8 protein-coding genes are annotated in these 13,433 nt (G+C 61.0%); 3 read left to right on the forward strand and 5 right to left on the reverse strand.

Going from position 1 to position 13,433, the window contains the following annotated elements:
• The first annotated feature begins 85 nt into the window (after positions 1 to 85).
• Positions 86 to 1,219, forward strand: a complete 1,134-nt coding sequence (locus C8K44_RS10365; RefSeq protein WP_109575719.1) for a hypothetical protein — start codon at positions 86 to 88, stop codon at positions 1,217 to 1,219.
• 69 nt (positions 1,220 to 1,288) lie between these two features.
• On the opposite strand, the gene mutS is transcribed toward C8K44_RS10365, so the two are convergent.
• Entirely contained in the window at positions 1,289 to 3,976 is a 2,688-nt protein-coding gene (mutS, locus tag C8K44_RS10370) for a DNA mismatch repair protein MutS (RefSeq protein ID WP_245417456.1), read from the reverse strand.
• Between the two features lie 138 nt (positions 3,977 to 4,114).
• On the opposite strand from mutS, the gene C8K44_RS10375 reads away from it, so the two are divergent.
• Entirely contained in the window at positions 4,115 to 6,403 is a 2,289-nt protein-coding gene (locus C8K44_RS10375; protein WP_109575720.1) for an NADP-dependent malic enzyme, read from the forward strand.
• Positions 6,404 to 6,659: 256 nt separating this feature from the next.
• On the opposite strand, the gene C8K44_RS10380 is transcribed toward C8K44_RS10375, so the two are convergent.
• The 3 genes from C8K44_RS10380 to C8K44_RS10390 all read right to left on the reverse strand — a co-directional run bounded on the left by C8K44_RS10380 (position 6,660) and on the right by C8K44_RS10390 (position 11,685).
• Entirely contained in the window at positions 6,660 to 8,987 is a 2,328-nt protein-coding gene (locus C8K44_RS10380) for a DGQHR domain-containing protein (RefSeq protein WP_109575721.1), read from the reverse strand.
• Positions 8,984 to 9,826 (reverse strand): Dam family site-specific DNA-(adenine-N6)-methyltransferase, encoded by an 843-nt coding sequence (locus C8K44_RS10385; protein ID WP_109575722.1) that lies wholly within the window; start codon positions 9,824 to 9,826, stop codon positions 8,984 to 8,986. Before C8K44_RS10385 ends, C8K44_RS10380 begins: the two co-directional genes overlap by 4 nt.
• Positions 9,827 to 10,692: 866 nt before the next feature.
• Complete coding sequence (locus C8K44_RS10390) at positions 10,693 to 11,685, reverse strand: adenosine kinase (RefSeq protein ID WP_109575723.1); 993 nt, start codon at positions 11,683 to 11,685, stop codon at positions 10,693 to 10,695.
• A 155-nt stretch (positions 11,686 to 11,840) separates the two neighbouring features.
• Here C8K44_RS10390 and C8K44_RS10395 point away from each other — a divergent pair, with 155 nt between their 5' ends.
• Entirely contained in the window at positions 11,841 to 12,563 is a 723-nt protein-coding gene (locus C8K44_RS10395) for a sulfate transporter family protein (protein WP_109575724.1), read from the forward strand.
• Here the strand turns inward: C8K44_RS10395 and C8K44_RS10400 are convergent.
• Positions 12,560 to 13,369 (reverse strand): isocitrate lyase/phosphoenolpyruvate mutase family protein, encoded by an 810-nt coding sequence (locus C8K44_RS10400; protein ID WP_109575975.1) that lies wholly within the window; start codon positions 13,367 to 13,369, stop codon positions 12,560 to 12,562. The genes C8K44_RS10395 and C8K44_RS10400 overlap by 4 nt on opposite strands.
• Positions 13,370 to 13,433: the final 64 nt, after the last annotated feature.

Raw genomic sequence — 13,433 nt, forward strand, 5'->3', positions numbered from 1 at the left:
CCGAGGCCGAGGAGCAGCATTACGCTATGCTGGACGAGCCAGCCATGGCCGCGTAACTTAAACCAAACAGCCTCCGGCAAACCCGGTGCGGTTCAATACTCTTGAAGTCGAGCGTACCGGACTGCAGCAGCTTGAGTTCGAGTTCAGAGAAATCGCAGCGAGGAGGCGGTCTTATCGTACAGCTATTGAGGGGGCAGATGATCGGCGCGCCGAAATTGAAGAGCTGCTTGCACGGTTTGCGCTGCTCTCCCTGAGCTACGAGTCCGACCTTAGACGATTGGAGGGCCTTAGGGAGGCCGGGTCGTTACTTGCAGCATTGGTACCAGGACGCTGCCCGCTTTGCGGAGCGCTACCCGACCACCAGAATCCCGATGGCGATGATTGCGACGGCAATGTCGAAGTCGTTGTTACTGCTACGGACGCTGAGACCTCGAAAATCCGCCTCCTCGCAAAAGAGCTTCAGGAGACGGTCGACCAGCTCAACGAGGAATCAGCAGAGCTGGAAGCTTCGAAGCCCGGCTTGCAAGAGCAGTTTACTGCGACAGAGGTCGAGTTGTCGCGGATCACGCCGACACTGCAGGGGCAGCGGGCGACCTATCTTGAGTTCACAGAAAAGCGCACGTCAGTAACCGCTGCCATTTCTCTTTTCCAGACAATCTCTGACCTTGAACAACGCAAGGCAGAGTTCGAGAAAGAACCCTCCGAACCGAAAGCGTCCTCGGCGCAGCCCGCGTCTGGACTTTCGGAATCCGTGCTTGATCAGTTCTCGGAACATATGCGCTTGTTGCTGCAGGCCTGGAAATTCCCCGAAACGGAGCGAGTTCATTTTGACCGGACTGCCAAGGACTTTGTGATTTCTGGGAAGCCTCGCGGGAGCCGAGGAAAAGGCATGCGTGCGATCACTCACTCAGCATTCAATATCTCTCTTCTGGAGTTCACACGGGACAAGGACTTGCCTCACCCAGGCTTTGTGGTGCTTGATACGCCACTGCTGGCTTATCGCGAGCCCGAGCACGACGAAGACGATCTGTCTGAGACTGATCTCCGAGATCACTTCTACGAGTACCTATCCAGACATGACGACCGCCAGGTCATCATCCTCGAGAACGACACGCCTTCCGAGGCGGTACTCGCCCGATCGCAGACGATATTCTTCACGAAGAACGACCAACTTGGTCGTTACGGGCTCTTTCCCCGGCCACCCGCGAAGGCGGGCTGAGTATTGGACGTGGGGGGCGCAGGCTGATCAGGGTGTATTGCGTGTCGTGACCCGCAAACGGCCTCGCCCCTACTTCCCCGCCAGCCCCTTCAGCCTGTACAGCGCGTCCAGCGCCTCGCGCGGCGTCATTTCGTCGGGGCTGAGCCCGTCCAGCGCCTTGCTCAGCGCGTCGTTGGCGACGGGTTTTGGCGTCTCGCGCTTCATCGCCACCGAAAACAGCGGCAGGTCGTCGACGAGCTTGTTGGCCTTGCCGGAGGTTTCGCCTTCCTCGAGCTGGTGCAGCACCTCCTTGGCGCGCGAAACCACAGCGTCGGGCAGGCCGGCGAGGCGGGCCACCTGCACGCCGTAGGAGCGGTCGGCGGCACCCTTGCCGACCTCGTGCAGGAACACCACGTCGCCCTCCCACTCCTTCACCCGCATCGTCACGTTGTGCAGGCGGCCGAGCTTGCCGGAAAGCGCGGTCAGCTCGTGATAATGGGTGGCGAAGATGGCGCGGCAGCGGTTCTTCTCGTGCAGGTATTCGACCGCCGCCCAGGCGATCGACAGGCCGTCGAAGGTGGCGGTGCCGCGGCCGATCTCGTCGAGGATGACAAGCGTGCGCTCGCCCGCCTGGTTGAGGATGGCCGCCGTCTCCACCATCTCGACCATGAAGGTCGAGCGCCCGCGCGCCAGATCGTCCGAGGCGCCGACGCGGGAAAACAGCCGGTCGACGACGCCGATGTGCGCACGCTCTGCAGGGACAAAAGAACCCATCTGGGCGAGGATGGCGATCAGCGCGTTCTGGCGCAGGAAGGTCGACTTGCCGCCCATGTTCGGGCCGGTCAGCAGCCAGATGGCGCCGTTCTTGTCGTTGCCGTCGGGCGAAAGCGTGCAGTCGTTGGCAACGAACGGTGCCGCCGCCTCGCGCCGCAGCGACTGCTCGACAACAGGGTGGCGCCCGCCCTTGATGTCGAAGGCGAGGCTTCCGTCGACCTCGGGCCGGCACCACGCCTCGTTTAGGGCAAGCAGCGCGAGGGCGGACGACACGTCGAGCACCGACAGTGCGTCAGCGCCGGCGCGGATCGCCTGGGCGTGGCTGACGGCCTCGCCGACCAGCTGGTCGAAGGCGGCCAGTTCGATGGTCAGTGCCTGGTCGGCGGCGTTGGCGATCTTGGTCTCGAGCCCGGCGAGCTCTGTCGTGGTGAAGCGCATCGCGCTCGCCATGGTCTGGCGGTGGATGAAGCGCGCCTTGGCCTCGTCGGTGCCGTTCAGTGCCGCCTGGTTGTTGGCCGTCACCTCGATGTAGTAGCCGAGCACGTTGTTGTGGCGGATCTTGAGCGAGCGGATGCCCGTCTCCTCGATCAGGTCGCGCTCCATGCCGGCGATCACCCGCCGCGACTGGTCGCGCAGCGCCCGCATCTCGTCGAGCTCGGCATGGTAGTTCGCACGGACGAAACCGCCGTCGCGCTTGAGCAGCGGCAGCTCTTCGCCGAGCGCCGCATCGAGATGGTCGGCGAAATCGGCCGGCAGCGCCGTGATCGCCGCGATCGCCGCCGCCAGTTCCTTCGGCAGCGTTGCCCCGGCAAACAGCCCGGCAATCGTCCGCGCCGCCGAAAAGCCCGAGCGCAGCGCGCCGAGATCGCGCGGGCCGCCACGGTTGAGCGCAAGCCTGGACAGCGCGCGCGGCATGTCGGCGACGCCCTTGAGGCTGAGCCGCACCGCTTCGCTGAGCCTTGTCTCGCCCATGAAGAACGACACCGCGTCGAGCCTTGCGCCGATGGCGTCGGGATCGGTCAGCGGCGACATCAGCCGGTCGGCGAGCAAGCGCGCGCCGCCGCCCGTCACCGTGCGGTCGATGGCCCGAAACAGCGAGCCGTCGCGGCCGCCCGACAGCGTGCGCAGCAGTTCGAGATTGGCCCGCGTCGCCGGGTCGATGAACAAGGTCGTGCCGGCCCGCTCGCGCTCGGGGCGCGACAGCGGCGGGCGCTCGGCCTTCTGGGTCTTTTCGACATAGGCGATCGCCCCCGAGATCGCCGACAGCTCGGCGCGCGAAAACGCGCCAAAGCTGTCGGGTGTCGCCACGTCATAAAAGCGCGCGATGCGCTGCGGCGCCGACGTCGAGTCGAACAGCGACGGCGGTTGCGGGTTGACGATGCGGCCCACCAGGTCGAACGTCGGCCCCAGCTCCTCGTCATGGAACGCAGGTTCGGCGACGATCAGCTCGCGCGGGTCGATGCGGAAGATGTCGGCGGCGAGCCTGTCGGGCGTCGTCTCGGCGACGCGGAAGATGCCGGTCGAGATCTCGATCCAGGCGAGCGCGAGGCTCGCTTCGCCCGCCCCCTTCACCCGCCCCAGCGCCATCAGGAAGCTGGATTCCTGCGGCGCCAGAAGCTTGTCCTCGGTGATCGTGCCTGGGGTCACCAGGCGCACCACGTCGCGCTTGACCACCGACTTCGAGCCGCGTTTCTTGGCTTCCGCAGGGTCCTCGATCTGCTCGCACACCGCGACGCGGAAACCTTGCCCGATCAGCTTCTGCAGATAGTCGTCGGCCGCATGGATCGGCACCCCGCACATCGGGATGTCCTGCCCCTGGTGCTTGCCGCGCTTGGTGAGCACGATGCCGAGCGCGCGCGACGCCTTCTCGGCGTCGTCGAAGAACAGCTCGTAGAAGTCGCCCATGCGGTAGAACAGCAGCGAATCCGGGTTCGCCGCCTTGATCTCGATATACTGCTCCATCATCGGCGTCGGCGGCGCATGCACCGGCATTTCCGCTGACATCGTCGGTCGATCGTTCACGCCTGAGCTTTCAAAAAAGGAAATCCACCGCTCTGCTTGGCGGTTTACAGCGCCGATGTGTAGCCTTAATCCAAAACGCTCCACAAAAAGAATATTTCAAGGGTAGGATCGCTTCGCACCATGGCCTCGAACAAGAAAACCGACAATTCCGGCCCCTCCGTTTCTGCTGAGGAGGCGCTCGAATTCCACGCCATGGGCCGCCCGGGCAAGCTGGAGATCGTGCCGACCAAGCCGATGGCGACCCAGCGCGACCTGTCGCTTGCCTATTCGCCCGGCGTCGCGGTTCCCGTCAAAGCCATCGCCGAGGATCCCTCCCGCGCCTACGACTACACCGCCAGGGGCAACATGGTCGCCGTCATTTCCAACGGCACCGCGATCCTGGGCTTGGGCAATCTCGGCGCGCTCGCCTCCAAGCCCGTCATGGAAGGCAAGGCGGTGCTGTTCAAGCGCTTCGCCGATGTCGATTCCATCGACCTCGAGGTCGACACCGAAGACGCCGAGGAATTCATCAACTGCGTGCGCTTCCTCGGGCCCTCCTTCGGCGGCATCAACCTCGAAGACATCAAGGCGCCCGAGTGCTTCATCATCGAGCAGCGCCTGCGCGAGCTGATGGACATCCCCGTCTTCCACGACGACCAGCACGGCACCGCCATCATCGCGGCCGCCGGCCTCATCAACGCGCTTGCCATCACCGGCCGCGACATGAAGACGGCCAAGCTCGTCTGCAATGGTGCCGGCTCCGCCGGCATCGCCTGCATCGAGCTCATCAAGTCGATGGGCTTCACCCCTGACAACGTCATCTTGTGCGACACCAAGGGCGTGGTCTACCAGGGCCGCACCGAAGGCATGAACCAGTGGAAGTCGGCGCATGCGGTCAAGACCGAGGCGCGCACGCTTGCCGACGCCATGGACGGCGCCGACATCGTCTTCGGCCTCTCCGCCAAGGGCGCGCTGACGCCCGCCATGATCCAGTCCATGGCCAAGAACCCGATCATCTTCGCCATGGCCAATCCCGATCCGGAGATCACGCCCGAGGAAGTCGCCGAGATCCGCACCGATGCCATCATGGCGACCGGCCGTTCGGACTATCCGAACCAGGTCAACAACGTGCTCGGCTTCCCCTACATTTTTCGCGGGGCGCTCGATGTCCGCGCCACCACCATCAACGACGCCATGAAGGTCGCAGCCGCCCAGGCGCTCGCCGATCTCGCCCGCCAGGACGTGCCTGACGACGTCGCCGCCGCCTATCAGGGCAACCGGCCGAAATTCGGCCCCAACTACATCATCCCGGTGCCGTTCGACCCGCGCCTGATCTCGGCGATCCCGATCGCTGTCGCCAAGGCGGCCATGGAATCGGGGGTCGCTGGCCGGCCGATCCTCGATCTCGACAAATACGCCAACGAGCTCTCCGCCCGCCGCGACCCGATCGCCTCGACCTTGCAGCGCATCTACGACCGCGTCCGGCGCCAGCCCAAGCGCATCGTCTTTGCCGAGGGCGAGGAGGAGCAGGTCATGCGCGCCGCCGTCTCCTACGTGAACCAGAAGCTCGGCACCGCCATTCTTTTGGGCCGCGACGACATCATCAAGGAAAACGCCCGCCACGCCGGCATCGACCTCAACAAGCCGGGCCTCGAGATCATCAATGCGCGCCTGTCGCGCCGCAATGCCATCTATGCCGACTTCCTCTACGAGCGCATGCAGCGCAAGGGCTATCTGCTGCGCGACTGCCAGCGCCTGATCAACAACGACCGCAACCACTTCGCCGCCTGCATGGTCGCCCTTGGCGACGCCGACGGCGTGGTCACAGGCGTCACCCGCAACTATTCGACCGTGCTCGAAGACGTTCGCCGCGTCATCGACGAAAAGCCCGGCCACCGCGTCATCGGCGTGTCGATCGTGCTGGCGCGCGGCCGCACCGTCATCGTCGCCGACACCGCCGTCCACGACATGCCCAACGCCGAGCAGATCGCCGACATCGCCGAGGAAGCCGCCCATTTTGCCCGCAAGATGGGCTACGAACCCCGCGTCGCCTTGCTTGCCTACTCGACCTTCGGCAACCCGCCCGGCGAGCGTTCCGAGCGTGTCCAGGAAGCGGTCAAGATCCTCGACAAGCGCCGCGTCGATTTCGAATATGACGGCGAAATGGCCGCCGACGTCGCCCTCAACCACCGCCTGATGCAGCAGCAATACCCCTTCTGCCGCCTCTCGGGTGCCGCCAACGTGCTCGTCATGCCGGCGTTCCACTCGGCCGCGATCTCGACCAAGATGCTGCAGGAACTCGGCGGCTCCACCGTCATCGGCCCGCTTCTCGTCGGCCTCAACAAGCCGGTCCAGATCGTCTCGCTCAACGCGAAGGACTCCGACATCGTCAACATGGCGGCGATCGCGGCGTATAACGCGGGGACTTGAGGAGCGGATACGTAGCAACCGCCGATCTCCCCCCTCGTGGGGGAGATGTCCGGCAGGACAGAGGGGGGCGCGAAGGATCGCGAGGTTTCCGATAGTTCTCCCCGAGAGACGATTGGGCGCGGCGTCGAGGCTGCTGATCTCCCCACCTGAGGGGGAGATGCCCGGCAGGGCAGAGGGGGGTGAGAAGGATCGCGACGTCTACGCTGCTCCTCGCCACGCTCTCGCGGGGCTAGGTCGCAAGGTCCGAGAGCTCGATCTACGCGTCATTCTCAACGTTGGATTCCCCAATGGAGCTGCGTGAAGAGATATCCGTGTGATCTCCTAGAATAAGCCAATCATGTATCGCAGCCACATAATCCGCCTCGTCTTTGCTGACACTATATTCGTGGTCGGCATTGTTGCGAATCGAATTAAGTTTTGCGAGCCAGCTAGTTTTGTCTTCTTTCTTTTTAGCTTCTTGTCCAGGTATGGTGTAATTCTTCTGGAACAAGGTGCTCCACTGCGCGCCGTGCATTACAATGTCGCGTATGTGGATCAAATTTAAGCAATCCCAGGGGGTCTTCTCGTCTTCATCATTTTCGATGAGACGGTTCTTCTTTGCAGCTTCGGTTGAGAGGTGGGTAAATAACTTCTCTGGCAATCCCTTTTTCAACCACATCGTGCCATGCTCTTGCATTAGTAGTTGTTTTATATCGTCGCGAAGCTTGAGCTCGATGTCGGCCACTCTAGAGTACGTTTCGATGTTGTAGAGTTTGGACTGGTCACGCCAATATTCCTTAAGTCCAATCGGACTAAAATCCTCTCGAGCCTCGTGGATCGCCTTCTGAAAGATCCTTCGAAGGCGTGTTGGGGCGCCACTACCGTACTTTTTTCTCAACTCGGCTCTGTCTGGCTCAGTCAGTTTTCTGAAGTACGGCTTTAGGCCATCGAGGTATGTTGCAGCCTTTTCGATGATACTATCCGAGCCTTCGGCCAACGGCTTGATCTGGCTGGTTCGCTCCAAGTGCTCCAAAACATCGCCGAAAACCATGATGAGTGAGGTGACGCCATCGTTAATGGTCAAAAGCCCACCGTCTTTGGGGAGCCTCGTCCATTCGGACTCATACTCGGTAGCTATGTAAGTGAAGAAAGCAGAGAGTAGGCGCCGAAGTTTTTCAACCGTACTTGTACTGTCGCCCGTATTGAACATACCTTGCTCGCGCACGGCATCCTTGGTGAACTTGCCAACAAATTTGGTCTGATTCAAACCGCGAAGAATGGCTTCCAGGGTTAGCACACGGATCTCGGTCCTCTGATCCTCTCCAACGAGAACGCGATTGAAGAGAGGAGAGGTGACGTTTTCTCCGAGTTCTTGGGCAAGCTGCTTCTTTATGCCTTCGGCCCTCTCAGCCAGATTCTTGGAATCCCACTTTAGATCTGCATCAAGGGTGTGTTTAAGGTTCTTGGAGACCGCCTTCTGGTTCTCGTTGATCTCCATGAACAGTCGGAGTTGTTCTTCCCGCGGCAATTCCATAAATGCGACGACTGGCACGCTGTTATTGTCGGCATATTCGCTGTCGCTATAGCCGTACAGCCGGTGCTGCCCATCGATCACGTAGAGTGACCTATATTGAGGCGGCAGATGCAGAATTCCGGCTCTTGAAGATGCGTTTGGGATCGGCGATGCAAATGGCTCGAAACGCGCCTTCTTGCTCTCGTTGTCTACACTCACTATTAATGAATTTGGAAAGTAGCCGCCATTGTTGATAAATTTTTTGATACTTTGAAGGCGTTTTTTCTTGATCAATCGTTGATAGCTTGGGAGTGTCTTGATCGATTTTGATCGATGAAGGACGTACCCCATTTTCAGCAGCCGCTCAGGTTCTATGCAGAACGAGTAGTACTCTATCCCGCCCATTGATGCTTGGACGGCATAGATGCGACTTTCCATTTCAGGAATGTCCTGACCCTGAAAAAGGTCTGCTTGAAATTGATAGCGAGCAGCACTGCCCAAATGTGCCACCAGCTCAGTGTAATACTCCAAGATGCCGAACGTTGCAAGTCGATCCACATCCGCTTGCCGCAAGATGTAGTTTCTTGTCGCGAGAACGTATGCGATTTTCAGCTTGGGCTTATTGAAGCGAGCTCGCAACTCCCGATGAAGGCCTGCTTTCTTCGCGCCTAAAGATTCGATTTCTGTCTTGAAGTCGCCGGGCTTCGTGCCTGCGACCTCGGCACATTTGCACTCGATGATGACCGCGCATTCGTCATCTACAGCGAGGACATCGACCTGTTGGGCCGCGCCGTCCTTCTCATCATATTGAATTCTGCAGCTGCGGTCGCGAGACAGGTGATTGAAGCTGAGGCGAGAAAGCAACACCCACAACTCATCTTCATATCTTTGGTCTGTCGGTTTGTCCTTTGCTAGCTTGACGTCGCGTTGCAGGCTGTCGTCAAGGATTCTCCACCCCACATCCGGAGAAGCAAACTCCGCTTTCCGGACTTTTCGCTCCCAATATGTCTTCGATCTTTCCCGCCGGATTTTCGTCTGATCATCCTTGTCGGCGAACACAAGCGAGAAGTTTTCGTCGTTCAGAATTGTCATGAGGCGTGGGCCTCTAGATTGGTAAATATGAACTCTGAAACAGAGCCGCGCTGGGCCTTTTTCCCACCAATCAGACTCGCTCGGCTTACCTCAATGTGCCGGTCGCCGACATCAAAGATCTCCTTTATTTTGTGATGTGCCGCATTCGTCAAAATGTAAGTCGCCCCCAAATCGCGTATATTTTGGATATACTCGGCGAGTCGAAACTGGTCGTCCAGCGAAAATAATGATTTGTTGTATTTAATAAACCCGTTGTTGTTGTGCGAGACGGTATACGGCGGGTCAATGAAGACAAGGTCCCCAGCTTTCACGTCATCGATGGTGTCAGCAAAGTCCCGGCTTCTGAGGGTCGCAAGGGCCAATCCGCTGGATGCTGACCGAAGTGCATCTTCGTCCAGAAAATTCTTGGTGCGGTTTCCGTAAGGTACGTTGTAAACGCCTTTAAGGTTAACGCGATAAATTCCATTGAATGAGGTTTGATTCAAATAGATGAATTGAGCTGCGCGCTCGAAGCGATCCGATGGATGCGATGCACGAATCCGATAATAATCATCGGCGCTATTCTCGTAGACCAGCATTCGCTCGATAACGCTCTCGCAGTCATCCTTGATGCTCTGGTAGGTCTCAATCAGTGCGTCGTTTTTGTCGGACAGGTAGGACACGGTGTGGGTAGCCGATGCAAAAAAGAAGGACCCGCCACCGAGAAATGGCTCGTGATATCGAGCAAACGTCATATTGCCGAATATTTCTTCGATCCGACGTACGAGCCAAGATTTTCCACCCGCCCAGCGCAAAAAGGCGCGGGGGGAATTGCCATTGATTTGAATTTGCGAATCCATCAGTCCCTCTTCCCGCCACGCTATGAAACCGCGTAGTAAGGGTCAAAGGGTTGTAACAAATTGTTTGTTGATGAAGTGCTAGGGGAAGCGCCCAACCGTCAGCAATTCTTGCTCAGCACTCAAGTGCTGGTCTGTTTGAACAGGAAGCCGGATATCTCAACCGCGCCGCGCCCAGCTAGGCATTCAGATATGATGCGCAATGTCCGGTTCAATCAGACTGAAACCTTCGCGTTTTACTGAAAACCAGCTCCGTTTCGCTGTCACCGTCTGTCAGCAATCAGCGTGGATAGACCACCCCCGTTTTTCCACGCCCTCAAAACCTCCCGTACAATCCCCTGAGTTCCTCCCGCGGGAACGCCGGTCGCGACGGTGACATGCGGGGAGGAGCCGGCGCCTCCGGCAGTGGGCTGACGTAGCCTGTTGCCCGGGGAGGTTCCGTCCGAGGGTTCCCCTCCGGGTAATACGGCCCGGGTGCGCTGGACGATGCGCTAGTGGGGCAAGGGCGAAAGCCCATGCCGCCGGAAGCGGAACGGACGGAAACAGAAATCGCCGGCGGAGCGCGGGTTCGCGCCATTTATCAGTTTTCGGCAGGCACGGCCCCGCGCCCCGCTTCCCGAATTTTTCATCAACAATGGCCAGACCGGAAACGGGGCGTGGCGAGGGACGAGCGCGACGTCTCCCTCCCCCTTGAGGGGAGGGTCGATCCGCGCAGCGGATCGGGGTGGGGTCGCCTGAGGCAGCGCGCGACGCCCCTTGGATGGGGACACTCGCGAAGCAAGGAGGGTAGGTTCATGTCGAGTGCGACCGCAAGGACCCCACCCGCGCCTTCGGCGCGACCTCCCCTCGAGGGGGAGGTAAGTCGCAGCTCAGAGCAACCCCGCCTGTTCGGCTTCGCGCTTCAAATTCTGCCGTGGGCGCGGGCCGATCTGCTGGATCACCAGGCCGGCGGCGAGCGAGCCGAGGTCGCCGCAATCCTTGAGCGAACGCCCTTGCGTGTAGCCATAGAGGAAACCTGCGGCATAAAGGTCGCCGGCACCGGTGGTGTCGACAAGCTCGCGGATTTCGGTCGCCTTGATCACCACCGTCTCGTCGCCGCGCACGATCACAGACCCCTTCTCCGAGCGGGTGACGGCGGCGATCTTGCAGTCCTTACGGATCTGGGCGAGCGCTTCGTCGAAGGACGACGTCTCGTAGAGCGACTTGATCTCGTGGGAGTTGGCAAAGACGATGTCGATGGTGCCCGAGCGCATCAGGTCGAGGAATTCTGCGCGATAGCGGTCGACGCAGAAAGAATCCGACAGCGTCATCGACACTTCGCGGCCGGCGGCATGCGCATGCGAGGCCGTAAGCCGAATGGCTTCCTTGGCCAGCGGCGGGTCCCACAGATAACCCTCGAAATAGGTGACCTTGGCCCCGCTCGCCTTGTCGGCCTCGACGTCGTTTGGCCCGAGCTCGACGCAGGCGCCGAGATAGGTGTTCATCGACCGCTCCCCGTCAGGCGTGACGAAGATCATCGAACGCGCCGTGGGTGGGGTGCCGTCGAGCGGTTTCGTGTCGAAGGCGACGCCCTGGGCATGGATGTCGTGGGTGAAGATGTTGCCGAGATGGTCGCGGGAAACCTTGCCGAAATAGGCGGCGCTGCCGCCGAAGCTGGCGATGCCGGCGGCCGTGTTGCCGGCCGAACCGCCCGAAGCCTCTATCGCCGGGCCCATGCGGGAATAGAGCAGTTCGGCGCGCTCGGCGTCGATCAGGTTCATCGCGCCCTTGATGATGCCGTTATCGGTCAAAAAGGCTTCGTCGCATTGCGCGATGATGTCGACGATGGCGTTGCCGATGCACAGCACGTCATATTGGCTCATCAGGGTCTCCGCGGCGGCGTGCCGTTCAGGTGGACAAAACCGCTCCGCAATAACGGCTCGCGAGGCATTTGCATACCCCGCGAATTTGTCGCGGGCTGCTTGAGGCCCGGGCGCGCGCTGCCTATCTCTTGCAGCGAACAGGGGACGACCAGACAATGATATTCGACGCCGCCCGCACCGCCGCAAGCCAGCTTTTCACCCCGGCGTTCCGGCAGGTGTTCCTGAAGACGCTGGGCCTCACGATCCTTGCGCTGGTCGCCTTGTGGTTCGGCATCCGCGAGCTCTTCGACTGGTTGGCCATGCCGTGGATCGACGCCATGCTGCCCGGTCTGCCTGACTGGACCGGCTGGCTCGGCCTGGTCGCGGCGATCATTGCCGGCATCGGCCTGGCGCTGGGCTTGGCCTTGCTCATCGCGCCGGTGACGGCGATCGTCGCTGGCCTGTTCCTCGACGATGTCGCCGAGGTCGTCGAAAAGACCGACTATCCCAAGGATGCGCCCGGGCGCCCGGTGCCGGCGCTGCGCTCGCTGGTGCTGGCGATCAAGTTCTTCGGCATCGTCATTTTGGGCAATCTGCTGGCGCTGTTCTTGATGTTCATCCCCCTCGTCAACATCGGCGCCTTCTTCCTGGTCAACGGCTACCTGCTCGGCCGCGAGTTCTTCGAATTCGCCGCGATGCGCTTCCGCTCCGAACAGGACGCCAAGGATCTGCGCCGCCGCAACGCCGGCACGGTGTTCATGGCCGGCCTCGTCATCGCTGCCTTCCTCGCCGTGCCGATCCTCAACCTTCTGACCCCGCTCTTCGCAGCGGCGATGATGGTGCATCTGCACAAGGCGGTGTCTGCCTCGGAGATGCGGCCGGCGGGCGTCAGGGCCTAGCGCTCGTCTTCGGCAAACAGCGTCTGCAGCTTGCCATAGGCCATGCCGTCGCGGGAAAACTCGAATGTGCCGTGGCCCAGCATCTCGCGCGACGCGCGCTCCATCATGCCGAAGGCATAGGTGGTGAGCTTCGAGCCGAGCGAGATGCGCTTGGCGCCGGCTTCGGCAAGTACGGCGACCGAAAAGCCCGGCACGGCCAGCACGTTGACCGGCTTGCCGACCGAACTGCACAGCGTCCGGATCATGCCGATATCGGTTATCCCGGGGGCATAGAGCACGTCGGCGCCGGCCTTCTCGAACGCCTGCAGCCGCTTGATGGTGTCATCGAGATCGGGCCGGTCCCACAGGAAATTCTCCGAGCGCGCAGTGAGCACGAAATCGTGCTTCAGCGCCCGTGCCGCTTCGGCCGCGGCCGCCACGCGCTCGACCGCATGGGTAAACGCATAGATCGGCTTGTCGGCCTCGCCGGTGTGGTCCTCGATCGAGCAGCCGGCGAGCCCGGCGGCTTCGGCGGCGAAGATCGTCTCGCCAGCGCTTTCTGGGCTGTCGCCCTTGCCCTTCTCGAGATCGGCCGACACCGGCAATTCGGTCGCCTGGGCCATGTCGCGGCAATGATGGATCATCGTCTCGAAGCCGACGCCGCCGTCGGGCAGGCCGCGCGAAAAGGCAAAGCCGGCGCTCGTCGTCGCCAATGCCTCGAAGCCGAACGAGGCCAGGAGTTTGGCCGTGCCGACATCCCACGGATTGGGAATGATGAAGGCGCCGGGCGCCTCGTGAAGTCTTCGGAAAACCCCGCCCTTGTCCATCGTCTGGCCCTCGAGACTGAACCGCATCAAGGGATATTAGCCCGGAGTTCCGGGCCTCACAAAT

The sequence above is a fragment of the Aminobacter sp. AP02 genome (genome assembly GCF_003148805.1).
Taxonomy (GTDB): Bacteria; Pseudomonadota; Alphaproteobacteria; order Rhizobiales; family Rhizobiaceae; genus Aminobacter.

What these genes read in the sequence shown, in the direction of transcription:
- mutS (WP_245417456.1), bottom strand. Translation starts at nt 3,976, where the DNA reads ATGTCAGCGGAAATGCCGGTGCATGCGCCGCCGACGCCGATGATGGAG.
- C8K44_RS10375 (WP_109575720.1), top strand. Translation starts at nt 4,115, where the DNA reads ATGGCCTCGAACAAGAAAACCGACAATTCCGGCCCCTCCGTTTCTGCT.
- C8K44_RS10380 (WP_109575721.1), bottom strand. Translation starts at nt 8,987, where the DNA reads ATGACAATTCTGAACGACGAAAACTTCTCGCTTGTGTTCGCCGACAAG.
- C8K44_RS10385 (WP_109575722.1), bottom strand. Translation starts at nt 9,826, where the DNA reads ATGGATTCGCAAATTCAAATCAATGGCAATTCCCCCCGCGCCTTTTTG.
- C8K44_RS10390 (WP_109575723.1), bottom strand. Translation starts at nt 11,685, where the DNA reads ATGAGCCAATATGACGTGCTGTGCATCGGCAACGCCATCGTCGACATC.
- C8K44_RS10395 (WP_109575724.1), top strand. Translation starts at nt 11,841, where the DNA reads ATGATATTCGACGCCGCCCGCACCGCCGCAAGCCAGCTTTTCACCCCG.
- C8K44_RS10400 (WP_109575975.1), bottom strand. Translation starts at nt 13,369, where the DNA reads ATGGACAAGGGCGGGGTTTTCCGAAGACTTCACGAGGCGCCCGGCGCC.